Raw genomic sequence first — 23,079 nt, 5'->3', positions numbered from 1 at the left:
TCGACACGCCGATCAACGTCGTACAGATGTTTGAAAATGACTGATCTCACCGATACGGTCATGAACGGCAGGCGCACCGTGGGTTCTCCGCCCAGGCGTCAAGCACCACCGCACGCACCACGTGCCGACGAGGCGCCACAACACCCACCAAGGGAGGACGGACGTGACCGAGGACCGGGCCAGCCGGCGGAAAAGCCCGCAGCAGATCACCGAGGCGGGCGCGGCGGCCACCCGTCGCCGGGGCGCCGCGCGCGGCCGCACCGGCACGCCGGCCGTGCGTCCGGTCACCCCGGTGGTGAGCGCCTTCCCCGACCCGGCGACCGTCGACCTGACCGCCCGGCAGCGGCGCATCCTGGAGTTCATCCGGACCTGGGTCGAGCGGCACGGCTACCCGCCGAGCGTGCGGGAGATCGGCGAAGCGGTCGGCCTGGTGTCGCCGTCCAGCGTCGCCTACCAGCTCAAGGAGTTGGAGAAGAAGGGTTTCCTGCGACGCGACCCCAACCGGCCCCGTGCGGTCGACGTCCGGGCGCCCAGCGACGCGATCGACGACGAACTGACCCGCTCCCAGCGCCCGACCCCGGCGTACGTGCCGATGCTGGGCAGGATCGCCGCCGGCGGCCCGATCCTGGCCGAGCAGGCCGTCGAGGACGTCTTCCCACTCCCTCGCGAACTGGTGGGTGAGGGCGAGGTCTTCATGCTCCAGGTCAAGGGTGACTCGATGCTCGACGCCGCGATCTGCGACGGAGACTGGGTCGTGGTCCGGCAGCAGCCGACGGCCGACTCCGGCGACATCGTCGCCGCCATGCTCGACGGCGAGGCGACGGTGAAGACCTACCGCCGCCGGGACGGACACGTCTGGCTGATGCCGCAGAACCCGGCGTTCGACCCCATCCCGGGCGACGACGCCACCATCATGGGGCGCGTCGTCGCCGTGCTGCGACGCATCTGACCGGTGGCCGGCGTCGGCGGCCCAGGCCGCCAGCACACCGGCCGCCGTAGCCAGCTGACCGGCCAGACCGACCGTCTTCAGTAGCGGTCACCGTGGTTGCCGCGCCCGGTGTCGTGCACCTTCCCGTGCTGGCCGCCCCGCCCCTCGTCGTCGCGGCGCCGGCCAGGCCGCGGGTCGGGCTGGCCGGCGCCGCGCGGCGGCTCGACGGCCCGGCCGCCCCCGTAAACGGCACCGCCGGACGGGCCGCCGTAGACGCCGCCGCTGCCACCACCACCGCCCGGGCGACCGCCGTTACCGCCGGGCCGGCCACGCCCGGCTCCCACCGGGGCGCCACCGCCGTAGACACCCCCATCGGACCGACGACCGCCATACACGGCACCGCCGCCACCGCCGGGTCGACCCCTGCCGTGCCCGCCACCGGCCGGCGAACCCGCCCGGCCCGGGCCGCGGTCGGGACCTGCCGGCCCACCGGCGGGAGCGCCGTACGCACCACCGGCGGCACCGCCGTACTCACCGCCCCGGGGGCGGGTCCCGGCGGCACCGGAACGAGCAGCCGGGCCACGGTCGTCGGTGCCCCGATCGTCGACGGGCCTACGGCGAGCCCGCAGGATGCCGAACACGCCGGCCCCCACCAGCACCACGCCGATCAGGCCGACAGCACCGACCAGGTACATGATGTCCTGCAACGACAGGCTGTCGAACCACGACCGCTCGGCTGTCTGCTTCGGGCCGGCGGTCTCCTGGCCGACGGGCTTGGCGCCCTCGGTCGACGGCGAGTACGCGAGGACGTCGATCGCCTCCCCCTCCCCCAGCTGGCCGCCGTCGGAGACGGTGAGGAAGGTCTTGCCGTCCGGGCTGTACGAGATCGCCTCGCCGAACGGATCAGCGAGGGCCGTCACCCGGGGTTTTCCGGTGGTCAGGGCCTTCACCACGTCGCCGTCGGTGACGTCGTACTCGAATGCGTCGGCGTACGTTCGCAGCACCACCCGCGAGCCGTCCGGGGAGCGGGCCGCACCGGTGATCGCCGTCCGGCCGAGCAACCCGAGCGGGTTGTCGGTCTCCGTCTTGGGCAGGCCGACCTCGCCCACCTTCTTCATCGGCCCGGGCAGGGTGTCGCCGTTGGGCATCGTCCCGTCAGGCGTGAAGATCTCGGCGGTGCCGGAGGCGACCTTGGTGATGATCAGGGGGACGCCGTCGTCGCCGATGAGCAACGCCTCCGCGTCGCGCGGCTTACCGTCGGGGTAGGCGAGGCGGTGCAGCACCGGCCGCTTGTCGCCAGCGGCCGGCATGCTCCAGACCGCCACCCGCTCCCGGCGCGTCTTACTGGTCACGTTGTCGCCGGTGTCGGCGATCCAGAGCGTTTTGCCGTCCGGAGAGAGCGCCAGGTCCTCCGTGTCGAACGGGCCGCCACCCGAGTAGCGGACCGGGTCCTTGGCAATCTTGCACCTGGTGTCCAGGAAGAAGACCCGTTTTCGGCTGTCGAACTCGGTGCCGTCGTTGATCACGATGTAACCGGTCTTCGTGGCGACCAGCCCGGACAGCTCGGCGAGCCGCTTGTCGGTCACAGCACAGCGCTTCTCCGGGGCGGCGGCCACAGCCGGTGACGTGACGGCGACCAGGGCGACACCGGTGGAGGCCACGGCCGCACCCAGCAGGCAGCAGGCAACCGTGACCAAGGTGAGAACGCGGCGCATCAACACAGTGTCGCACGATCCCGCCCGGGCCCGAGGCGACCGCACGGGCCTACGAACGCGGCCCGACCACCTGGGCCTCCGCCGCCACGAAGGGCGTCAGCTCGGCGGCGAGCGCCTCGCCGACCCGGACATGCAGCATCGTGCCCTCGGGCAGGTGGGCGGTGCTGAGCACCTCGCCCTGCCGGTGCAGCCGGGCCACCAGGTCTCCCCGGTCGTACGGCAGGACCGCGCGGACCTCGACGGCCGGGCGGGGCAGCCGGCCCTCGATCGCGGAGCGGAGATCCGCCACCCCCCGCCCGGTGTGGGCAGAGACGAAGATCACCTCCGGCCAGAGCCGCTTCAGCCGCAGCAGGGTCTCCTCGTCGGCCGCGTCGGTCTTGTTGACCACCACCAGCTCCGGCAGCCGGTCGGCGCCGACCTCGGCGAGTACCTCGCGGACTGCGCGGACCTGCTCCTCCGGGTCCGGATGGGTGCCGTCGACCACGTGCACCACCAGGTCTGCCTCGGCGACCTCCTCCAGCGTCGAGCGGAACGCCTCGACGATCTGGTGCGGCAGGTGCCGCACGAAACCCACCGTGTCGGAGAGCGTGTAGAGCCGGCCGTCCGAGGTGGTGGCCTTGCGGGTGGTCGGGTCCAGCGTGGCGAAGAGAGCGTTCTCCACCAGTACGCCCGCGCCGGTCAGTCGGTTCAGCAGGCTGGACTTGCCGGCGTTCGTGTAGCCGGCGATGGCCACGGCCGGCACGGCGTTGCGAGCACGCCGGGCCCGCTTGGTCTGGCGTACCGTGCGCATGCTCTTGATCTCCCGGCGCAGCCGGGCGAGGCGGTGCCGGATCCGGCGGCGGTCGGTCTCCAGCTTGGTCTCACCAGGACCACGCAGGCCCACGCCGCCACCGGCGCCACCGCCGCGACCGGAACCGCCGCTCTGGCGGGAGAGCGTCTCGCCCCAACCGCGCAGGCGGGGCAGCAGGTACTCCAGCTGGGCCAGCTCGACCTGCGCCTTACCCTCCCTGCTCTTGGCGTGCTGGGCGAAGATGTCCAGGATCAGCGCGGTCCGGTCGACCACCTTCACCTTGGTGCGCTGCTCCAGGTTGCGCAGCTGGGACGGGGAGAGCTCACCGTCGCAGATCACCGTGTCGGCACCGGTCGACACGACCACCGCGCCCAGGTCGTCAACCTTGCCCCGACCGACGTAGGTCGCCGGGTCAGGACGGTTGCGGCGCTGGATCAGCCCCTCAAGCACCTGCGAGCCGGCCGTCTCGGCCAGCGCCGCCAGCTCGGTGAGTGAGTTCTCGGCGTCCGCCTGGGTGCCCTCGGTCCAGACCCCCACCAGGACGACCCGCTCCAGCCGAAGCTGGCGGTACTCGACCTCGGTGATGTCGGTGAGCTCGGTGGAGAGGCCGGGGACCCGCCGCAGTGCCTGCCGCTCCGACAGCTCGAACTCGCCGGTGGTGGCGTCGAGCTCGTCGGCCTCGAACGGCTCGTAGGTCTCCTGGTCTCGCAAACTCACGTCTCCTGTCCGTTTGGTCACGTAGGAAGCAATCCTGACACGTGCCAACGCCGGACGCACCCGCTATATGCCCGCCGTACCCATCAGTAGCGGGGCCGACTACCGGCCGGGCAGGGGAGGCGAGTACAAATGCGGGCGGGCCGTTCAGCGTCGACGGAGGGATCTGTGTGGCCATCACCCGACTGCCGAGTGCCGGATTCTCGATCACCATCCGGATCGCGGTACCCGCGGACGCCTCGTCCATCGGACGGCTGACCACATCCGTCGGCGAGGCCGGAGCGATCGTCACCGCGCTGGACGTGGTCGACTCCGACCCGACCCACGTGCTCGTCGACCTGACCTGCGACACAGCCGACACGAGCCACGCCGACCAGGTGGTCGACGCGCTCACCACGCTGGACGGCGTGGACGTGCGCAAGGTCTCCGACCGCACGTTCCTGCTGCACCTCGGCGGCAAGATCGAGGTCAGTTCGAAGGTCGCCCTGCGGACCCGGGACGAGCTCTCCCGCGCCTACACCCCCGGGGTCGCCCGGGTCTGCCAGGCGATCGCGGAGAACCCGGCGGACGCCCGCCGGCTCACCATCAAGCGCAACACGGTTGCGGTGGTCAGCGACGGCTCCGCCGTGCTCGGCCTGGGCAACCTCGGACCGGCCGCGTCGCTGCCGGTGATGGAGGGCAAGGCGGCGCTGTTCAAGCGCTTCGGCGGGGTGGACGCCTGGCCGGTGGTGCTCGACACCCAGGACACCGACGAGATCGTGGCGATCGTCAAGGCGATCGCGCCCGCGTACGGCGGGATCAACCTCGAGGACATCGCCGCACCGCGCTGCTTCGAGATCGAGGCCCGGCTGCGTGACGCGCTGGACATCCCGGTCTTCCACGACGACCAGCACGGCACCGCGATCTGCGTGCTGGCCGCGCTGACCAACGCGCTGCGCGTCGTGGGCAAGCAGCTGGCGGACGTCCGGGTCGTGGTTTCCGGCGCCGGCGCCGCCGGCACGGCGATCATGAAGCTGCTGCTGCGCCAGGGCGTGGGCGACATCATCGCCTACGACCGACAGGGCGCCCTGCACCGGGGGATGGCCGACCTCAACCCGGCCTGGCGCTGGCTGGCCGAGCACACCAACAAGGAGGACTACTCCGGCGACCTGGCCGGGGCGATCCGCGGTGCGGACGTGTTCATCGGGGTAAGCGCCCCGAACCTGTTGACCGGTGAGGACATCGCCGCCATGGCCAAGGACGCGATCGTGTTCGCGCTCGCCAACCCGGACCCGGAGGTGGACCCGCGGGAGGCCCGCAAGCACGCCGCCGTGGTCGCCACCGGCCGCTCGGACCAGCCCAACCAGATCAACAATGTGCTGGCCTTCCCCGGTGTCTTCCGCGGCATGCTCGACGCGCACGCGGAGGAGTTCACCGAGGAGATGGCGATCGCCGCCGCCCAGGCCATCGCCGACGTCGTCGGGGAGGACAAAATCAATCCGACGGTGATCGTCCCCAGCGTCTTCGACTCCCGGGTCGCCCCGGCCGTCGCCGCCGCCGTCCGCACCGCAGCCCAGAACCCCGCCGCGACCCCGCCGCCGGCCGCCGACCCGGGCCCCGCCGATCTCCCCGAGATCGCCGCGAACGCCAGCGCCACCCCCTGACATCCAACGGTTTGCTCAGCGCCGACCGCTCCTGAAACCGCGCCCCCCCGGGGGGGATACCACGCGTGAAACGCACCCCCGGGGGGGGGGCAGACCACCCGGTGGGAGCGGCCGCCGGGGCGGTCAGTCCACCGTGCCGAACGCGGCGGGGTCGATCTCGCCGGTGGCGACCAGCACGGCCGGGCCGGAGAGCCAACAGGTGTCGTCGGTGACCGTGACCGCCAGACGACCACCAGGGACGTCGACCGCGACCACGCCGGTGTCCCGACCCGCGTCGCTGAGAGCCACCGCGGCGACGGCGCAGGCGCCGGTGCCGCAGGAGAGGGTTTCCGCGCTGCCCCGCTCGTAGACGCGCATGAGCACGTGGCCGTCGGCCCCGGCGACCGGCTCACCCGGGACGGTGAACTCGACGTTCACCCCGGCAGGGAAGAGGACCGGGTCGACCTGCGGCGCCCGGGCCAGGTCGAGCGCGGTCAGCTCCAGGCCGGCCGGCAGCGCACAGACCAGGTGCGGATTGCCGACATCCACCGCCGTGCCGGACACGGTCAGCCCGCCGAGTTCGGCGCTCGCCGTGTCGTACAGCCGGGGGCGGCGCATCTCGACCGCGACGCCCTCCCCCTCGACCCGAGCACGCACGACGCCCGCCCGGGTGGCGATCGGCAGCGCCGCGCCGGACGGCGCGGCCAGCCCGGTCTCCAGCAGGTAGCGGACGAACACCCGGGCACCGTTGCCGCACATCTCGGCGAACGACCCGTCGGCGTTCCGGTAGTCCATGAACCACTCGGCCTCACCGGCCAGCGCGGCACCGTCGGTGTGCTTCGCGGCGCGGACCACACGCAGCACACCGTCGCCGCCGATGCCGCGCCGACGGTCACACAGCGCTGCGACCAGACCCGGCGTGAGGTCGAACGCACCGTCCGGGTCGGGCAGGATCACGAAGTCGTTGCCGGTGCCGTGCCCCTTGGTGAACTCCACACCCCCATCATCGCGCAGCGTCGGTGACCACCCGCAACGCATCCGCCACCAGTCCCGGGGCGGCCGAGTCGAGCCACCTGGTCCGCGGATCCCGCCGGAACCAGGACCGCTGGCGGCGGACGAACCGGCGGGTGGCGCGGATCGTCTCCTCGTACGCCCCGGTCTCGGTCAGCTCCCCGGTGAGAAACCTGAGTACCTGCTGGTACCCGAGAGCCCGGCTGGCGGTACGCCCCGCCGCCAGGCCCCGGCCGACCAGCTCGCGAGTCTCGGCGACCAGGCCGTCGGCCCACATCCGGTCGACCCGCAACGCGATCCGCTCGTCGAGCAGCGCCGTGTCCAAGTCAACGCCGACCTGCACGGCCGGGTAGTACGGGGTGGGCGCGGGCAGCGCCGCGGTGAACGGTGCACCGGTCAGCTCGATCACCTCCAGCGCGCGGACGATCCGCCGACCGTTGCCGGGCAGGATGCTCGCCGCCGCCGCCGGGTCCGCCGCGCGCAGCCGCTCGTGCAGCGGCGCGGGGCCGACCTGCGCCAGCTCCGCCTCCAGCCGCTCCCGGACCGCCGGGTCGGTGCCGGGGAACTCGAACTGCTCCAGCACCGCCCGCACATAGAGCCCGGATCCGCCGACCAGCAGCGGCACCCGCCCCCGGGCGAGAGTGTCGTCGACGGCGGCACGGGCCAGCCGCTGGTACTCCGCGACACTCGCCGGCTCGGTCACGTCCCAGATGTCCAGCAAGTGGTGCGGCACACCCGCGCGTTCGGCGACGGTGAGCTTGGCCGTGCCGATGTCCATGCCGCGGTAGAGCTGCATCGAGTCGGCGTTGACCACCTCGCCGCCGAGTGCCTGGGCGAGGGCGATACTCAACGCCGACTTGCCGGCCGCGGTCGGTCCGACCACGGCGACCACCGTGCCGACCAGCGGTCGGCTACCGCCGCCTGCCACCAACCCCGGTGTGTCGTCCCGCCGGACCGGGTCCGTCCGGGATCCGTCCGGCCGATGGCCGCTCGCCGGGCCGGTCATGCCGGCCTCCAGGAGGCGACGAAGTAGGCCACCCCGTGCGGCGCGGCGTCATAGGTCAGCTCGCCCCGCCAGTCGCCGCCCTCCGCGCGGACCGCGCCGGCGAGGACCTGCCAGGGCGCACGGCCGGCGACCTTGAGCTCCGCGGACAGCTCCGGGTCCAGGTCGAGGAGGGCACCGGTGTCCGCAGCGGTGAGGGCCCGGGCGACCACCGCGTCATACGGCGCGGCGCGCGGGTCGTCGTAGCCGGGCGCCCGCTCGCCCCGGCACGCCGACCCGTCCCCCATCACCAGCATCGCCCACGGCTGGGCTGTCCCCGTCCGGCGGCCGACCTCGGCACATCGCTCGGCCGGCTCGTCCACGGCGAGGCTCAGCATCCGCCAGCTCACGTCGTCCGCCCCGGCGGGCGGCGGCACCCGCCGGGCCAGCCAGGCCCCGACGAGCAGACTGAGCGGCAGGCCCTCGGTGGCGACCCGCCCGTCGGCCGGGCCGCCGAGCCGCACCTCGATCGGTACTCCCCACGGCGCGAACGTGCCCCGGACCGGGACATCGAGGGTAGCGCTGCGGTCGCCGGCGCCGACGATCACGATGCTCCGCGCGCCGGACGCGTAGAGCTGGGTGACGGCGGCCGCGCAGGCGGCGCGCAGGTCGTCCAGCTCGGCGGCGGCGGCACCGGCGACCTCGGGGACGAGCAGCGGCGGGTGCGGGCAGACGGCGGCGGCGACCAGTGGCACCAGATCACCGTAGCGGGCACACCGTGGCGGGATCACCGCGGCGGGCCGCCGGGCCCGCCGATCCGCCGGCGGCCCGGCACGGGCAGACGAACAACCGCCACCCACCGCGGAACCAACTGCGTCCTCCGGCCGCCGCGCCACACGTCGGCAACGAGGTCGCCGGCCGGCACGGGTGGATTCCGACACTCACGCACTGACGAGAGCACAAAGGCGGTAGGACACCGTATGGTCACGGTCGGCGATAGGCGCTCGACGGGCACCGGGGCGGACCTGTGACAATGCCGGGGAGAAACTTGGCTGCGCCGTGGCGGCGCTCGCGGGATCGACCCGCGACGCCGGGAGAACGAGGATGGGTACATGAGCGACTGGACTGCCTTCGGACGGGTGGACGCGGACGGCACCGTGTACGTCAAGACCACCGAGGGCGAGCGGGTGGTCGGTTCCTGGCAGGCGGGGGCACCGGAAGAAGGGCTGGCCCACTTCGCCCGTCGGTTCGCCGACCTGGTGACCGAGGTGGATCTGACCGAGGCCCGGCTGAATTCGGGCGCGGCGGACGCTAGTCACTCGCTCAGCACGATCCGCCGGCTGCGCGCCTCGCTGGCCGAGGCGCACGTGGTCGGCGACATCGACGGGCTCGCCGCCCGGCTGGACCGACTCGCCACCGTCGCCGACGAGAAGGCCGCCGCGGCCCGGGCGGCCCGGGAAGCGGCCCGCGGCGAGGCACTCGCCCGTAAGACCGAGCTGGTCGAGGAGGCTGAGCGGCTGGCCGCCGAGTCGACCGGTTGGAAGACCGCCGGCGACCGGCTCAAGGAGATCCTCGAGGAGTGGAAGGCCATCCGCGGGGTCGACAAGAAGACCGATGGCGAGCTGTGGAAGCGGTTCGCGGCGGCGCGCGACGGCTTCACCCGCCGGCGGGGCGCACACTTCGCCTCGCTCGACGCGCAGCGCAAGCAGGCGCAGGCCGTCAAGGAGGACCTGGTCGCCGAGGCCGAGAAGCTGCAGGACTCCACCGACTGGGGGTCCACCGCCGGCCAGCTCAAAGAACTGATGAACCAGTGGCGCGCTGCGCCGCGGGCCTCGAAGGAGGCCGAGCAGCGGCTCTGGGAGAGGTTCCGGGCGGCTCAGGACGCGTTCTTCAGCCGGCGCAGTGACGTTTTCTCCGCGCGGGACAACGAGCAGCGCGCCAACATGGAGCGCAAGCAGACGCTGCTGGCCGAGGCCGAAGCGCTGGACGTCGACGGCGACCCGAAGGGCGCGCAGGCGAAGCTCCGCGAGATCCAGGCGCAGTGGCACGACGCCGGCCGGGTGCCCCGGGAGGCGGCGGCGGGCCTGGAGCGGCGGCTACGCGCGGTCGACGACAAGGTCCGTGAGGTGATGGACTCGGCATGGCGGCGCACCAGTCCGCAGGACAACCCGCTGTTGGCCCAGATGCGGACGCAGGTGGCAGAGGCCGAGGGACGGCTGGCCCGCGCCCAGGCCGCCGGGGACGCCCGACGGATCCGGGAGGCCGAGCAGGCGCTCGCCTCGAAGCGCCAGTTCCTCCAACTCGCCGAGCAGGCCGGCTGAGCCGACGGCCGGCAGGACCGCCGTTGACCCGAGGCCGAGTACCCGTGGCGGGTACCGCCCACCCCGGCCACCGTGACCGGCCAACCCGACCACGAAGCCACGGGTGGCAGACGGGCGCAGTGCGGGCGCGACGACAGCGCCGGGGCTTCGTGTCGGCGGCACGGCAGCCGCCGGTGCGGTCAGTGGGCGGCGCAACCTCCGGTCTCCGCCGGCGTCGCGGCCGGCGCGCCGATCGTCGGCAGGCCCAGCAGCACGCCGGCGGTACGCGGACTGCGTCCCGCCTCGGCCGCGTCCCCGGCCCGGGTCCGCCGGTGGGCCAGCGGCTCACCGTCGGCGTTGAGGTGGTGCGGGGCCGCGTACGTGACGACGGTGTGCACGACGTCACCCGGGCGGATCTGCCCGGTGCGGCTTCCGGCGTCGAAGTGCACCAGCCGGCCGTCCCGGGCGCGCCCGGACATCCGGCCGGTGCGCTCGTCCTTGCGTCCCTCGCCGACGGCGACCAGCACCTCCACGGTCTCCCCGAGCAGCTTCTTGTTCTCCGCCCAGGTGATCTCCTCCACGCAGGCGATCAGCCGGTCGTAACGCTCCTGGACAACCTGCTTCGGGAGCTGACCGTCCATGGTGGCTGCGGGCGTGCCGGGGCGCTTGGAGTACTGGAAGGTGAACGCCGAGGCGAACCGCGCCTCGCGGACCACGTCGAGGGTTCGCTGGAAGTCGGCCTCGGTCTCGCCGGGAAAGCCGACGATGATGTCGGTGGTGATCGCCGCGTCCGGCATCGCCGCCCGGACCTTCTCGATGATCCCCAGGTACCGCTCCGACCGGTACGACCGGCGCATCGCCCGTAGCACGTCGTCGGAGCCGGACTGCAGCGGCATGTGCAGCGAGTGGCAGACGTTCGACGTCTCGGCCATCGCGGCGATCACGTCGTCGGTGAAGTCCTTCGGGTGCGGGCTGGTGAACCGCACCCGCTCCAGTCCGTCGATGCCGCCGCAGGCACGCAGCAGCTCGGCGAAAGCGGACCGGCCACCAGTACGATTCCAGTTCGGCTCGCCAGCGTCGCCGAACGCCACACCGTAGGAGTTGACGTTCTGCCCGAGCAGGGTCACCTCCAGCACGCCCTCGTCGACCAGGGCGCGGACCTCGGCGAGGATGTCGCCGGGCCGGCGGTCCTTTTCCTTGCCCCGCAGAGCGGGCACGATGCAGAACGTGCAGGTGTTGTTGCAACCGACCGAGATCGACACCCAGCCGGCGTACGTCGACTCGCGGCGGGTGGGCAGCGTGGAGGGGAAGATCTCGAGCGACTCCAGGATCTCCACCTCGGCGGCGGCGTTGTGCCGGGCCCGGTCCAGCAGCACCGGCAACGACCCGATGTTGTGCGTGCCGAACACCACGTCGACCCAGGGCGCCCGGCGGACGATCTCGCCGCGATCCTTCTGGGCGAGGCAGCCGCCGACCGCGATCTGCATCCCCGGGTGCCTGTCCTTCACCGGGCGCAGATGACCGAGGTTGCCGTAGAGCCGGTTGTCGGCGTTCTCCCGCACCGCGCAGGTGTTGAAGACGACCACGTCGGGGGTGTCGTCGACGTCGGGGGCCCGCACGTAGCCGGCCTGCTCCAGCAGGCCGGAGATCCGCTCGGAGTCGTGCACGTTCATCTGGCAGCCATACGTGCGCACCTGGTAGGTGCGCGGGCTGCTCGCCGCTGCGGTAGTCATGACCAGAACAGCGTATCCGGACAGCCCGGATGGACCCGAACCGAGGAGGCGCCGTGTGCCGGAGCATCAAGACCCTGCGTGAGCCGTACACCCCGGCGGTGAGCGACGCGGACATCCAGGCGGCCGCGTTGCAGTACGTCCGGAAGATCTCCGGGTTCCGCGCGCCGGCCGCCCACAACGCCGCCGCGTTCGACGCCGCGGTCACGGCGGTCGCCGCGGCCACCGCCACCCTGCTCGACGGGTTGGAGGTACGCGGCGGGCGTCGGGGGTAAGGAATGGCTCCTTGCCGCACGCCTTCGATGGTGGAGGGGCCTCCCGACCGTTGCGGCGGACCGGCCCGCGGCCCCCGTCTACCGTGCGGCCCCCGTCTACCGTGGGGCGGCCGGCGGCCCGCCGACCGGCCCGCCACCGACCGCGTCCAGGATGCCCATGGGTCTGCGTGACGCGGTCGCTTCCTCAGGGTCCGCCGCCGAGATCGCCGACTAGGTGAATACCGATTCCTGCCGGGGCCGGCCCCCTACTCTGAACCCGTGCAGCTCACGGGAGAGATCACCAGTGACCGTCCCTTGCTCGTGCTGGCGCTCCAGGCAGAGGCCCAGTACCTCAACACGTCCCTGCCCGTCCTGCTGACCGGCGTGGGCAAGGTCAACGCCGCGACCGCGCTCGCCGCGACACTCGCCCGCGGCCCAATTCCATCAAAGGTCATCAACCTCGGCACTGCGGGAGCCCTGCGCCCCGGCTGGGCCGGAACCCACCTCATCGGCACGGTGATACAACACGACCTGGACAGCGAAACCCTGCGCGCCCGGACCGGCGAGACCCATGGCCCGCCCCTGACGGTGGGCGACCCTAACGGCCCCACCCTCGCCACAGGGGACACCTTCATCGACGACAAGGCCACGTGTGACCACCTGGCGGCACACGCGTCCATGGTCGATATGGAAGGCTACGCCCTGGCGACGGCGGCACACCAAGCCGGTGTGTCGCTGCACATCGTCAAGAACGTCAGCGACGACGCCAACGCGAGCGCCATCGAGACCTGGCGGGAAACCATCGCGAAGTGCGCCCGCGCCCTCGCCGACTGGGCAACCCACAACATCCCCACCTACCCCTGAGTCACTCCGCCCCCGTCCCGGGCCGAGCGACCTTTCGGCAGCTTTCAACCGCCCCGGCATTGCGGTGCCGCCGCTCCCACGTGGGACACCACAGCCCGGCGACCACCATGAATCGCCCAGGCTAGGCGGCGGCGAGCGCGGGAAGCACCGAGTCGGGGGCCCAGCGGGAGCGGTGGCACCGGGACCAGCCGCGGCAGCCGGGATGCGCCTCGGTGCAGAGTCGCTGGTTGCTGAGCACCTCGCCGTCGTCGGTCTCCCGGACGTCGAAGTGCACCGGTCGGATCGTGCCGTCGGGGGCGACGAGCAGGTGCCGGGTCTCGTCGAGGGTGTCGTCGCGCAGTACGCAGTTGCGACCCAGCAGCCGGGCCAGCACCGCGACGCTGGGCAGCTCGGACAGGGTGTCCGGCACCCCGTAACAGTCGACGATCGTGGCGAACTCCCCCGGCGCCCGCCAGATGTCGGCGATCACCGCGTACTTCGGCAGCCGCACCGGGTCGGCAACCGCCAACGGCATCACCACCCGGCCGAGCGCCTCGGCCAGCGTCGGCCAGACCTCCGTCGACCGCACCTGGTCGATTCTCCAGCTCCACAGCTCGGTCATGCCGCCTCCTCGCTGTGCTCGTTCCACCGGCCTCCGGATCGGGCCTTACTGACGATGGTGGGGTGCATTTGACCCCAGCCGGGGGCAAGTTACCGGTCTGTGACCATTCCGGGCAAAATTTCCTTGAGCTTCATCGCTTCGAGTAACGAGAAGATGACAGTTTATCGAGTATTGTGCCGCGCCCGGCCGCCGACACCGGCCTTGAAGGCGCTCCAGCACCGGGCTTCCAGGCGCTCTAGCGAAGCACGACACGATGCTCACCCCGGGGCAGCAACTCCCCGATGACCGGGGCACCCGGCAGCTCCCCCGCGACCAGCAGACCGCCGGAGGTCTGCGCGTCGGCCAGCAGCAGCCGCTCCGCCTCGCCCGCCGACCCGAAGTCCGTCCACGGCGTGACCCAGTCGAGGTTGCGGCGGCTGCCCCCGCTGACGTACCCGTCCCGGGCCGCCTGCCGCGCGCCCGCCAGGTACGGCACCCGGGCCGTGTCGATCGCCACGGTCAGTCGGCTGGCCCGGGCGAGCTTCGACGCGTGGCCGAGCAGCCCGAAGCCGGTGACGTCGGTGCCACACCGGACCCCGGCCGCCACCGCCGCGCGGGCGGCGTCCCGGTTCAGCATGGTCATCGCCGCGACCGCCGCGGGAAAGATCTCCCCGGTCGCCTTGTGCCGGGTGTTGAGCACGCCGACGCCGAGCGGCTTGGTCAGCGACAGCGGCTGCCCGGCCCGGCCGGCGTCCAGCGTGATCAGATCCGCTGGCCGGACCGTCCCGGTGACCGCGAGCCCGTACTTCGGCCCCTCGTCGTCGACGCTGTGCCCGCCGGCGAGGTGACAGCCGGCCACCCGGGCCACATCCCGCCCGCCGCGCAACACCTCGCGGGCCAGCTCCAGCGGGAGCACACCGCGCGGCCAGCAGAGCAGGTTGAGCGCCACCAGCGGGACACCGCCCATCGCGTACACGTCGGAGAGGGCGTTGGCAGCGGCGATCCGCCCCCAGTCGTACGCGTCGTCGACCACCGGGGTGAAGAAGTCGGCGGTGCTGACCAGAGCGGTGCGCTCGTCGAGCCGGACCACGGCGGCGTCGTCGCCGTGGTCGAGGCCGACCAGCAGATCGGCTGCGCCCGCGGCGGGTCCGAGCCCCCTCACCAGCGCCTCCAGCTCGCCGGCTGGGATCTTGCACGCGCAACCGCCACCGCGGGAGTACCGGGTCAGCCGCACCGGCTCTGCCATCTGCACATGGTCTCCAAAACGGGTGGTAGCCGCCACCCAAGCGGTCAGAATCGGACACTTACCGAGCCGCAAGAACTGGTGTTACCGCTCCGTGACCATCTGAGTTGCATTCCGCCACATCACCCCGCCTAGAGTGGCCGGACCGGGGGTCAACCGACCTCCCAAGCGACGACAGGGACGGTGGACGACGTGACGACGGGCGAACCGCTCATCGTGTTGGACTCGGTCAACAAGTGGTTCGGGCCGCTGCACGTGTTGGACGACGTCTCACTGTCGGTCGGGCGGGGCGAGGTGGTCGTGGTGATCGGCCCCTCCGGCTCCGGCAAGTCCACGCTCTGCCGCACGATCAACCGGTTGGAGCCGATCAACTCCGGCACGATCACGTTCGACGGGCAGCCGCTGCCGGCCGAGGGCAGGGCCCTGGCCAAGCTGCGCAGCGAGGTCGGGATGGTGTTCCAGTCGTTCAACCTCTTCGCGCACAAGACCATCCTGGAGAACGTCGCCCTCGGCCCGGTCAAGGTTCGCAAGGAGAAGCCGGCGGTCGCCCGCGAACGCGGCCTGGCCCTGCTGGACCGGGTCGGCATCGCCAACCAGGCCGACAAGTTCCCCGCCCAGCTCTCCGGCGGCCAGCAGCAGCGGGCGGCAATCGCCCGCGCGCTGGCGATGCAACCGAAGGCGATGCTCTTCGACGAGCCGACCAGCGCACTCGACCCGGAGATGGTCGGCGAGGTGCTGGACGTGATGACGTCGCTGGCCGGCGACGGGATGACGATGGTCGTCGTCACCCACGAGATGGGTTTCGCCCGGCACGCGGCCAACCGCGTGGTCTTCATGGCCGACGGGCAGCTCGTCGAGGAAGCACCCCCGGCCGAGTTCTTCGGCAACCCGCGCAGCGAGCGGGCCAAGGACTTCCTCTCCAAGATCCTCACGCACTAGGCGTCCGTATCGGAGGCGTGCCGTCCCCCGGCCGACTCCATCGAAGAAGGAGAAGAATATGCGTATGAAGCGCGTAGCGGCGCTCGCGGCGGCCGCCACCCTGGCGCTCGGCCTGGCCGCCTGCGGCGGCGACGACGCCGGCGAGGACACCGGCGCCGGTAGCAAGTCCTTCCCCGCCGGCAGCACGATGGAGCGGCTGAACAAGGCCCAGGCGATCAAGATCGGCACCAAGTTCGACCAGCCAGGCTTCGGCCTCAAGGGCCTGTCGGGCAAGCCGGAGGGCTTCGACGTCGAGATCGCGAAGATCATCGTCGAGGAGCTCGGCATCCCCGAGGACAAGATCGAGTGGGTCGAGACCCCCTCCAAGGTCCGCGAGGACGTGATCGTCAACGGCACCGTCGACCTTGTCGCCGCGACGTACACGATCAACGACAAGCGCAAGGAGCGCATCGCCTTCGCCGGGCCGTACTACGAGGCCGGCCAGAACATCATGGTGAGGAAGGACGACACCTCGATCACCGGGCCGGACTCGTTCGCCGACGGCACCAAGAAGGTCTGCTCGGTGACCGGCTCCACGCCGTTCGAGGAGATCAAAAAGTACGTCAAGGACGTCGCCGCCCAGCTGGTGCCGTTCGACACCTACGACAAGTGCCGGGACGCCCTCAAGAACGGCCAGGTCGACGCGGTCACCACGGACAACGTGATCCTGCTCGGTTACATCGCCAAGGACGAGGCGTCGTTCAAGCTGGCCGGCGAGAACTTCACCAAGGAGCCGTACGGCATCGGGGTGAAGAAGGAGGACACCGACTTCCGCGACTTCGTCAACGACACGCTGGAGAAGGCGTTCGCCGACGGCAGCTGGCAGCAGGCCTGGGACGACACCGCCGGCAAGTTCGGTGCCGAGCTGGGCTCCGCGCCGACCGTCAACCGCTACTGATCTGATCCGGCTGACCTGGAGGGTGGGGAGGAAGACCGACCCGTGAGTGTACTCATCGACAAGTTCGACGTTTTCGCGGGTGGTTTCTGGCTCACCCTCCAGATCTGCATTCTCGCCGCGATCGGCGCCCTGATCCTGGGCGCCGTCGTGGCGGTGCTGCGAATCTCCCCGGTGCCGCCGTTGCGAGCGGTCGGCACCGCGTACGTCAACACCTTCCGCAACATGCCGCTGACCGTCGTCATGTTCTTCGCCGCCTTCGGCCTCCCCGCGCTCGGCTCCAACGCGGACTTCCTCCGCATCCCCGGGCTCGACATCGTGTTCAGCCGGCTCGGCACCGACCTGCCGTACTTCCGCTTCGCTCTGATCGCCTTGGTGCTCTACACCGCGGCGTTCGTCTGCGAGGCGCTGCGCTCCGGGGTGAACGCGGTGCCCGCCGGCCAGGCGGAGGCGGCCCGGTCACTCGGACTGACCTTCAGCCAGAACCTGCGGTACGTGGTGCTGCCGCAGTCGTGGAAGGCCTCGATCGTGCCGCTCGGCTCGGCCATCATCGCCATGATCAAGAACTCGGCGCTGGTCGGCTTCTTCGGTGTCGTGGGTGACCTGTCCCAGACCGCGGACCAGTTGACGTCGGCCGAGGGCTACCCATTCATCCCGGTCGCCATCGGCATCTCGATCGGATACCTGATCATGACCGTGCCTCTCGGCGCGCTCCTCGACCGGATCGAACGGCGGCAGGCGGTGGCCCGATGACCCAACAGAGCAGCGTCCTCTACGACGTCCCCGGGCCCCGGCAGCGCCGGGTCACCCTGTTCAGCAGCCTCGCCGCCACCGCCCTGATCCTGGTGGGCGCATACGTCCTGGTCTACCGTCCGCTGGAGGACGAGGGCCAGTTCTCGATGGAGCTGTGGGGTCCACTGATCGACCCCTCGAACGAGAACTTCCCGCTGGTCTGGGAGCGGCTCGGCGTCGGCATCAGGAACACCCTCGTCGCGGCGGCCCTCGCCATCGTCGCCTCGCTGCTGGTCGGCATGGTGCTGGCGGTGCTGCGGATCCAGCTCAAGAGCTTCGCCCGGCGCCGGTTCACCGGACTCGCCGCACCGCTGACCTACCTGCTGCGCGGGCTGAACGTCACGCTGGGGGTCGTGACCCGGGTCTGTGTCGAGATCTTCCGGGGTCTGCCCGTCGTGATCACGATCTTCTTCGTGGCTCGCGGCTTTCCCGAGTTCGGTGTCACCTTCGACACGCTCTGGTACCTGGTCATCGGCCTCACCATCTACAACTCCGTGGTGATCGCCGAGATCCTGCGTTCCGGCATGGAGGGGCTCCCCGGCGGACAGGCCGAGGCCGCAGCCGCGATCGGCCTCTCCCCGTTGCAGACCACCCGGATGATCCTGCTTCCCCAGGCGTTCCGGATCATGCTGCCTGCGCTGATCAGCCAGCTCGTGGTGGTCCTGAAGGACACCTCACTCGGGTTCATCGTCAGTTACGAGGAGACGCTCAACATCGGCAAGCAGATCATCGGTGCGCTGGACAATCCGATCCAGGTCTACACCGTGATCGCCGTGCTGTTCATCGTCGTGAACTACTCGCTGTCGAAGCTGGCCCAGTACGTCCAGCACCGGCTCTCCCGCGGCCGGCGGACCGCCGGCACACCGGCGCAGGAGCCGCCGGCCACCGCCCTCACCTCACAGGCCGAGGGCGCCGGCGGCGTCTAAACTACCGATCCACGACGTGAGGGCCGGCCCGGGTGGCGCCGGCCCTCGCGTCGGATCTGTACGGACTCAGCAAGCGCACCGGTTCAGCAACACGCACACCGGTTCAGCAAGACGCATGGGCTACAAGCAGGCACATCCAGCGCGTCACACCCGCTCAGCGGGCGATCTCGGTGACCCGGGACTCGCGGACCACGGTCACCCGGATCTGGCCCGGGTAGGTCAACTCCTCCTCGATCTGCTTGGCCACGTCCCGGGCCAGCACGGCGGCGCCGATGTCGTCGACGTCCTCCGGCTTCACCATCACCCGGATCTCCCGGCCGGCCTGCATCGCGAAGACCTTCTCCACGCCGAGCTTGCCGGCTGCGATCTCCTCGATCCGCTCCAGCCGCTTCACGTACGCCTCGAGGCTTTCCCGCCGCGCTCCGGGCCGGCCGCCCGAGCAGGCGTCGGAGGCCTGGGTGAGCACCGCCTCGATGGTTTGCGGCGGCACCTCGTTGTGATGCGCCTCGATGGCGTGCACGACGTCCTCGCGCTCGCCGTACTTGCGGGCCAGGTCGGCGCCGATGATGGCGTGGCTGCCCTCAACCTCGTGGGTGAGCGCCTTGCCGATGTCGTGCAGGAACGCGCACCGCTTGATCGTCGGCACGTCGAGCCGCAGTTCGGCGGCCATGATCCCGGCGATGTGGGCGGTCTCGACAAGGTGCTTGAGGACGTTCTGCCCGTACGAGGTGCGGTAGCGTAGCCGGCCGAGCAGGGCGACCAGCTCGGGGTGGATCTCGGTGATCCCGACCGCGACCAGGGCCTCCTCGGCGGCCCGGTGGCAGAGCTGCTCCACCTCGTGCCGGGCCAGGTCGTGGACCTCCTCGATCCGGTGCGGGTGGATCCGCCCGTCGAGGACCAGCTTCTCCAACGTGAGCCGGCCGACCTCTCGGCGTACCGGGTCGAAACAGGAGAGCAGCACCGCCTCGGGGGTGTCGTCGATGATCAGGTTAACTCCGGTCACCGACTCGAAGGCGCGGATGTTGCGCCCCTCCCGACCGATGATCCGCCCCTTCATCTCGTCGCCGGGTAGGTGCAGCACGCTGACCACACTCTCCGCGGTCTGCTCGCTGGCGATCCGCTGGATCGCGTCGACGACGACATGGCGGGCGCGCTCCTCGGCGGTGCTGCGAGCATCGGACTCGATGTCCCGGACCAGCAGCGCGGCCTCCCGCTTGGCCTGGCTCTCGATCGCCTCGATCAACTCCGTGCGGGCGGCGTCGGCGGTGAGCCCGGCAACCCGTTCCAGCTCCCGGAGACGCCGCTCCTCCGTCTGCGCCAGGTCCGCCTCCCGCTGGGCGAGGGTGGACTCCCGGGTCCCCAGCGCGGCACCGGCGGCGCTGAGCTGCCGCTCGCGTTCGGCGAGCCGCTCCACCTCCTCGGTGTGCAGCCGCTCCCGCTCGTCCATCCTGGCCGCCCGGCGCTCCACCTCGGCGGCCTGTTCCCGAGTGGTCGCGGAGAGGACGGCCACCTCCCGCTCGCCGCTACGCCGGGCAGTGGCCCGCAACTGGTCGGCGTCGGCCTCGGCCTGCTTGTGGGCCCGCTCCAGGATGGTGTCCGCCTCGGCTCGGGCGTCGTCGAGGACCCGGCGCGCCTCCGCCCGGGCCGCCTTCGCCTCGGCCTTGGCGGCGGCCGCCTCGGCCCGAGCCGCCGCGGCGGCGGACCTGGCCACGTCGACCGTGCTGTTCGCCTCGTCCGCGGCGCTCCGCAACGCGGCGAGGGACTGCTCCTGGCGGTCCTTCTCGGCGATGAAAGCCGGGTCGTCCGGCGCCGGTGCCGTCCCGAGCCGGCGCACCACGCGGAGACCGAGCAGCGCCGCTCCGAGCACGATCCCGGTCAGCACCAGCAAGGCCACCAGCAGGACGGCGTCGAACCCGCTCATGCCGTGCCCCCGGCGGTCGACGCCACGTGCCGGGTCAGGGGAGACCGTGGCATCGCGTGGCGCCGCCGGCGGCCGTCTTCCTCCACGATCGCTTTCCGCTGGCGGTGAGCGGCGTCGGAGACGTTCGCCCCAGGCGCGTCGGCGGGTGGCGACGACCAAGCGCCGGGCGCGCCGGCGGGCAAGGAAAGCCGCGCGCCGGGCACGCCGGCCCGCCCGCTCATGCCAGCCTCCCTGGTGACACCTGCCGCCTCGCCATGGCGTGCCTCCCCTGAACGTCGCGCCGCAGGCACGTGCCGCCGAGCACACTCCTGCGGCTCTGGACGCCCGACCGGAGCGGCTGGCCGTGGATAGCAGCCCCCGCCGGCGGTGTCTGGATGACGCCGTCGGCGGCCAGGTGCAGTTGTCACGTCAGCTCCGGATCGGCCTGCCGAAGCTGACACCAAGGGCCGATGAGCCGGCCAAAGTGATGCTGTTCTGTTATGGGATCTATGTTGTGCGCTTAGCCTGCGCTGGTCGGGCATGTGAGCCTGTATGGCGAGGCTAGGTCTCCGGGAGCACTCCGGTCAAGAACTCATGATCAAACCCCCCGAACGGAGAGAATCGGCCGGACGACTCTCCGCCGATGGAAGACCGGACAGCAGGGGACAAAGCGGCCAGCCAACTGACCGCTCATCCAGAACCGTCACCCGGCGTGGGGCCATGGTCAGCCGTCGGCCGGATGGTTCTCGCGGTCGACGTCACCCTCGGCGTCCGCGAGGGCGTCCGCGTCGATCTGGTCGGCGAACTCGGCCGCCTCGGCGCTCTGTGTTGCGAGAGCCTCCTTCACCGCCCGGATCGCCACACCCGGCGGGTAGCCCTTGCGGGCCAGCATGCCGACCAACCGACGGAACACCGCGTCGGGTGCTCCCCTGGCGGAGCGCAGCTTCCGCTCCGCCAGGGCGCGGGCGGTCTCCGCCTCGGTCTCCTCATCCAGCTCGCCGAGCGCCGCCCTGGCGACCTCGGCGTCGACGCCGCGCTGGCGCAGCTCGGTGGCGAGGGCGCGGCGGGCGAGGCCCCGACGGGCATGCCGGCTGGAGACCCAGGCACGGGCGAAGGCGGCATCGTCGATCATGCCGACCTCGTCGTACCGATCGAGGACCGCCGTGGCGGCCTCCTCGGAGATGCCCCGGTTCGCCAGCGCGCCGGCCAGCTCCGCCCGGGTACACGGCCGCACGGCGAGCTGGCGCAGGCAGATCTCCCGGGCCATCTCCGCCTCGTCGGGCGGTGCGGTCGCCTCGGCGTCCTCGGCGGCCCGTCCCCGGCCGCCACGGCGAAGCGAGGGCGTGCTGGCCTCACCCGTACGGGGCGGTCTGGCATCCCAACCCCGCCCCGTACGGGCGCGTCGTGAGCCCACGGGTCAGGATCAGAAGTCGACCGGCGGCAGCTCCGGGCCACCGGCGGCATCGCCCGCGCCGACGCCGACGCCGAGCTTCTCCAGGATCTTCTTCTCGATCTCGGCGGCCACATCCGGGTTCTCCCGAAGGAACTCGCGGGCTTTCTCCTTGCCCTGGCCGAGCTGGTCGCCGTCGTACGTGTACCACGCGCCGGACTTGCGGATGATCGCCTGCTCGACACCGACATCGATCAGCGAGCCCTCGCGGGAGATGCCCTTGCCGTACATGATGTCGAACTCGGCCTGCTTGAACGGCGCGGCGACCTTGTTCTTCACGACCTTGACCCGGGTGCGGTTACCGACCACGTCGGTGCCATCCTTGAGGCTCTCGATGCGGCGCACGTCGAGCCGGACCGAGGCGTAGAACTTCAGCGCGCGCCCACCGGTCGTGGTCTCGGGCGACCCGAACATCACGCCGATCTTCTCGCGGAGCTGGTTGATGAAGATCGCCGTCGTGCCGGTGTGGCTGAGCACGCCGGTCATCTTGCGCAGCGCCTGGCTCATCAGCCGGGCCTGCAGGCCCACGTGGCTGTCGCCCATCTCGCCCTCGATCTCGGCGCGCGGCACCAGCGCGGCGACCGAGTCGATGACGATGATGTCGAGCGCGCCGGAGCGGACCAGCATGTCCGCGATCTCCAGCGCCTGCTCGCCGGTGTCCGGCTGGGAGACCAGCAGGGCATCGGTGTCGACGCCGAGGGCCTTCGCGTACTCCGGGTCGAGCGCGTGCTCGGCGTCGACGAAGGCGGCGATGCCGCCGGCCCGCTGGGCGTTCGCCACCGCGTGCAACGCCACCGTGGTCTTGCCGCTGGACTCCGGGCCGTAGATCTCGATGACCCGGCCGCGGGGCAGACCGCCCACGCCGAGCGCCACGTCGAGCGCGATGGAGCCGGTGGGGACCACCGCGGTCTGCACGACCGGACGCTCGCCCAGCCGCATCACCGACCCCTTGCCGAACTGCTTGTCGATCTGAGCGAGAGCAAGGTCGAGTGCCTTCTCCCGGTCAGGCGCTGCCGCCATCGTTGCCACCCCTGCCTTCGCCGGCGTCTTTGCTGAGCTTCGCGTCACGCGGACACGCTAGGCGCTGGGTCCGACAGAAGACCAGCGACCAGGCCGTGAGCTGTGGACGAGCACCCCGCTGTGGACAATAGCCGAACAGATGTACGAGCAAGCAAGCAACACGCGGAAGCAGAGAGGAAGCTACTCAGCGTAGCCGGGCCGGCACCCGGTCGGGGTACGCGGCGACGACCGCCCGCCACACGACGTGCGTCTCCTCGCCCGCGGCGAGGGCCTGTTCGATCGTCCGCCCGTCGAGCTGGGCCAGGACCTGATCGCTGGCGATGCTGCCCGCGTACGCGGACCCGAACGCCTCCTCGAGCCGCGCCCAGAAGTCGGTCAGCCGCAC

21 protein-coding genes are annotated in these 23,079 nt (G+C 71.5%); 9 read left to right on the top strand and 12 right to left on the bottom strand.

The features are described 5' to 3' along the window. Positions 1-163: 163 nt before the first annotated feature. Positions 164-949 (top strand): transcriptional repressor LexA, encoded by a 786-nt coding sequence (gene lexA / locus QTQ03_RS27820; protein ID WP_289280593.1) that lies wholly within the window; start codon positions 164-166, stop codon positions 947-949. Between the two features lie 77 nt (positions 950-1,026). Here lexA and QTQ03_RS27815 read toward each other — a convergent pair whose 3' ends face one another. Next, on the bottom strand, positions 1,027-2,643 hold the full coding sequence (locus QTQ03_RS27815) for a hypothetical protein (RefSeq protein WP_289280592.1): 1,617 nt from the start codon (positions 2,641-2,643) through the stop codon (positions 1,027-1,029). A gap of 49 nt (positions 2,644-2,692) precedes the next feature. Next, positions 2,693-4,144, bottom strand: coding sequence for a GTPase HflX (gene hflX / locus QTQ03_RS27810; protein ID WP_289281026.1), 1,452 nt, complete (start codon positions 4,142-4,144; stop codon positions 2,693-2,695). A 173-nt stretch (positions 4,145-4,317) separates the two neighbouring features. On the opposite strand from hflX, the gene QTQ03_RS27805 reads away from it, so the two are divergent. Next, the gene (locus tag QTQ03_RS27805) at positions 4,318-5,790 is read left to right on the top strand and encodes an NAD-dependent malic enzyme (RefSeq protein WP_289280591.1); all 1,473 of its coding nucleotides are present in this window, start codon (positions 4,318-4,320) and stop codon (positions 5,788-5,790) included. Between the two features lie 123 nt (positions 5,791-5,913). Here QTQ03_RS27805 and dapF read toward each other — a convergent pair whose 3' ends face one another. The 3 genes from dapF to QTQ03_RS27790 are packed head-to-tail and all read right to left on the bottom strand — an operon-like array spanning position 5,914 to position 8,520. Beyond that, positions 5,914-6,765 (bottom strand): diaminopimelate epimerase, encoded by an 852-nt coding sequence (dapF, locus tag QTQ03_RS27800; protein ID WP_289280590.1) that lies wholly within the window; start codon positions 6,763-6,765, stop codon positions 5,914-5,916. Positions 6,766-6,772: 7 nt separating this feature from the next. Further along, positions 6,773-7,786 (bottom strand): tRNA (adenosine(37)-N6)-dimethylallyltransferase MiaA, encoded by a 1,014-nt coding sequence (gene miaA / locus QTQ03_RS27795; RefSeq protein WP_353890621.1) that lies wholly within the window; start codon positions 7,784-7,786, stop codon positions 6,773-6,775. Continuing rightward, entirely contained in the window at positions 7,783-8,520 is a 738-nt protein-coding gene (locus QTQ03_RS27790) for a class III extradiol dioxygenase subunit B-like domain-containing protein (RefSeq protein ID WP_289281025.1), read from the bottom strand. The genes miaA and QTQ03_RS27790 overlap by 4 nt, the downstream gene beginning before the upstream one ends. A gap of 354 nt (positions 8,521-8,874) precedes the next feature. Between QTQ03_RS27790 and QTQ03_RS27785 the strand changes: the two genes are divergently transcribed. Then, positions 8,875-10,083, top strand: a complete 1,209-nt coding sequence (locus tag QTQ03_RS27785; RefSeq protein WP_289280589.1) for a DUF349 domain-containing protein — start codon at positions 8,875-8,877, stop codon at positions 10,081-10,083. A gap of 179 nt (positions 10,084-10,262) precedes the next feature. Here the strand turns inward: QTQ03_RS27785 and miaB are convergent, their stop codons facing one another. Further along, positions 10,263-11,795 (bottom strand): tRNA (N6-isopentenyl adenosine(37)-C2)-methylthiotransferase MiaB, encoded by a 1,533-nt coding sequence (miaB, locus tag QTQ03_RS27780; RefSeq protein WP_289280588.1) that lies wholly within the window; start codon positions 11,793-11,795, stop codon positions 10,263-10,265. A gap of 53 nt (positions 11,796-11,848) precedes the next feature. On the opposite strand from miaB, the gene QTQ03_RS27775 reads away from it, so the two are divergent. After that, the gene (locus tag QTQ03_RS27775; RefSeq protein WP_289280587.1) at positions 11,849-12,067 is read left to right on the top strand and encodes a DUF2277 family protein; all 219 of its coding nucleotides are present in this window, start codon (positions 11,849-11,851) and stop codon (positions 12,065-12,067) included. A gap of 258 nt (positions 12,068-12,325) precedes the next feature. After that, positions 12,326-12,910, top strand: a complete 585-nt coding sequence (locus tag QTQ03_RS27770; protein ID WP_289280586.1) for a nucleosidase — start codon at positions 12,326-12,328, stop codon at positions 12,908-12,910. A 121-nt stretch (positions 12,911-13,031) separates the two neighbouring features. Here QTQ03_RS27770 and QTQ03_RS27765 read toward each other — a convergent pair whose 3' ends face one another. Together QTQ03_RS27765 and selD are read right to left on the bottom strand one after the other, a co-directional pair. Beyond that, positions 13,032-13,511 carry a hypothetical protein gene (locus tag QTQ03_RS27765; RefSeq protein ID WP_289280585.1) on the bottom strand — a complete coding sequence of 160 codons (480 nt, stop codon included), beginning with the start codon at positions 13,509-13,511 and terminating at the stop codon, positions 13,032-13,034. 235 nt (positions 13,512-13,746) lie between these two features. Next, positions 13,747-14,736, bottom strand: a complete 990-nt coding sequence (selD, locus tag QTQ03_RS27760) for a selenide, water dikinase SelD (protein WP_289280584.1) — start codon at positions 14,734-14,736, stop codon at positions 13,747-13,749. Positions 14,737-14,916: 180 nt separating this feature from the next. Between selD and QTQ03_RS27755 the strand changes: the two genes are divergently transcribed. Genes QTQ03_RS27755 through QTQ03_RS27740 form a run of 4 tightly spaced genes read left to right on the top strand, consistent with a single transcriptional unit; the run spans position 14,917 to position 18,324 of the window. After that, complete coding sequence (locus QTQ03_RS27755; protein WP_289280583.1) at positions 14,917-15,672, top strand: amino acid ABC transporter ATP-binding protein; 756 nt, start codon at positions 14,917-14,919, stop codon at positions 15,670-15,672. 58 nt (positions 15,673-15,730) lie between these two features. Then, entirely contained in the window at positions 15,731-16,609 is an 879-nt protein-coding gene (locus QTQ03_RS27750; protein ID WP_289280582.1) for a glutamate ABC transporter substrate-binding protein, read from the top strand. Between the two features lie 42 nt (positions 16,610-16,651). Then, the gene (locus QTQ03_RS27745; RefSeq protein ID WP_289280581.1) at positions 16,652-17,359 is read left to right on the top strand and encodes an amino acid ABC transporter permease; all 708 of its coding nucleotides are present in this window, start codon (positions 16,652-16,654) and stop codon (positions 17,357-17,359) included. Further along, the gene (locus QTQ03_RS27740; protein ID WP_289280580.1) at positions 17,356-18,324 is read left to right on the top strand and encodes an amino acid ABC transporter permease; all 969 of its coding nucleotides are present in this window, start codon (positions 17,356-17,358) and stop codon (positions 18,322-18,324) included. Before QTQ03_RS27745 ends, QTQ03_RS27740 begins: the two co-directional genes overlap by 4 nt. A gap of 154 nt (positions 18,325-18,478) precedes the next feature. Here the strand turns inward: QTQ03_RS27740 and rny are convergent, their stop codons facing one another. From rny to QTQ03_RS27720, 4 genes are all read right to left on the bottom strand, one after another. After that, positions 18,479-20,245: a ribonuclease Y gene (gene rny / locus QTQ03_RS27735; protein WP_289280579.1), complete on the bottom strand. Its 1,767-nt coding sequence runs from the start codon at positions 20,243-20,245 to the stop codon at positions 18,479-18,481. A gap of 703 nt (positions 20,246-20,948) precedes the next feature. Further along, entirely contained in the window at positions 20,949-21,638 is a 690-nt protein-coding gene (locus QTQ03_RS27730) for a regulatory protein RecX (RefSeq protein ID WP_289280578.1), read from the bottom strand. A gap of 9 nt (positions 21,639-21,647) precedes the next feature. Beyond that, complete coding sequence (gene recA, locus QTQ03_RS27725) at positions 21,648-22,694, bottom strand: recombinase RecA (RefSeq protein WP_289280577.1); 1,047 nt, start codon at positions 22,692-22,694, stop codon at positions 21,648-21,650. 184 nt (positions 22,695-22,878) lie between these two features. After that, positions 22,879-23,079 (bottom strand): DUF3046 domain-containing protein, encoded by a 201-nt coding sequence (locus QTQ03_RS27720; protein WP_289280576.1) that lies wholly within the window; start codon positions 23,077-23,079, stop codon positions 22,879-22,881.

Source organism: Micromonospora sp. WMMA1363 (genome assembly GCF_030345795.1).
GTDB lineage: Bacteria > Actinomycetota > Actinomycetes > Mycobacteriales > Micromonosporaceae > Micromonospora.
Note: the sequence above shows the minus strand (reverse complement) of the source record. Positions and strands in the feature narration are given on the sequence as shown.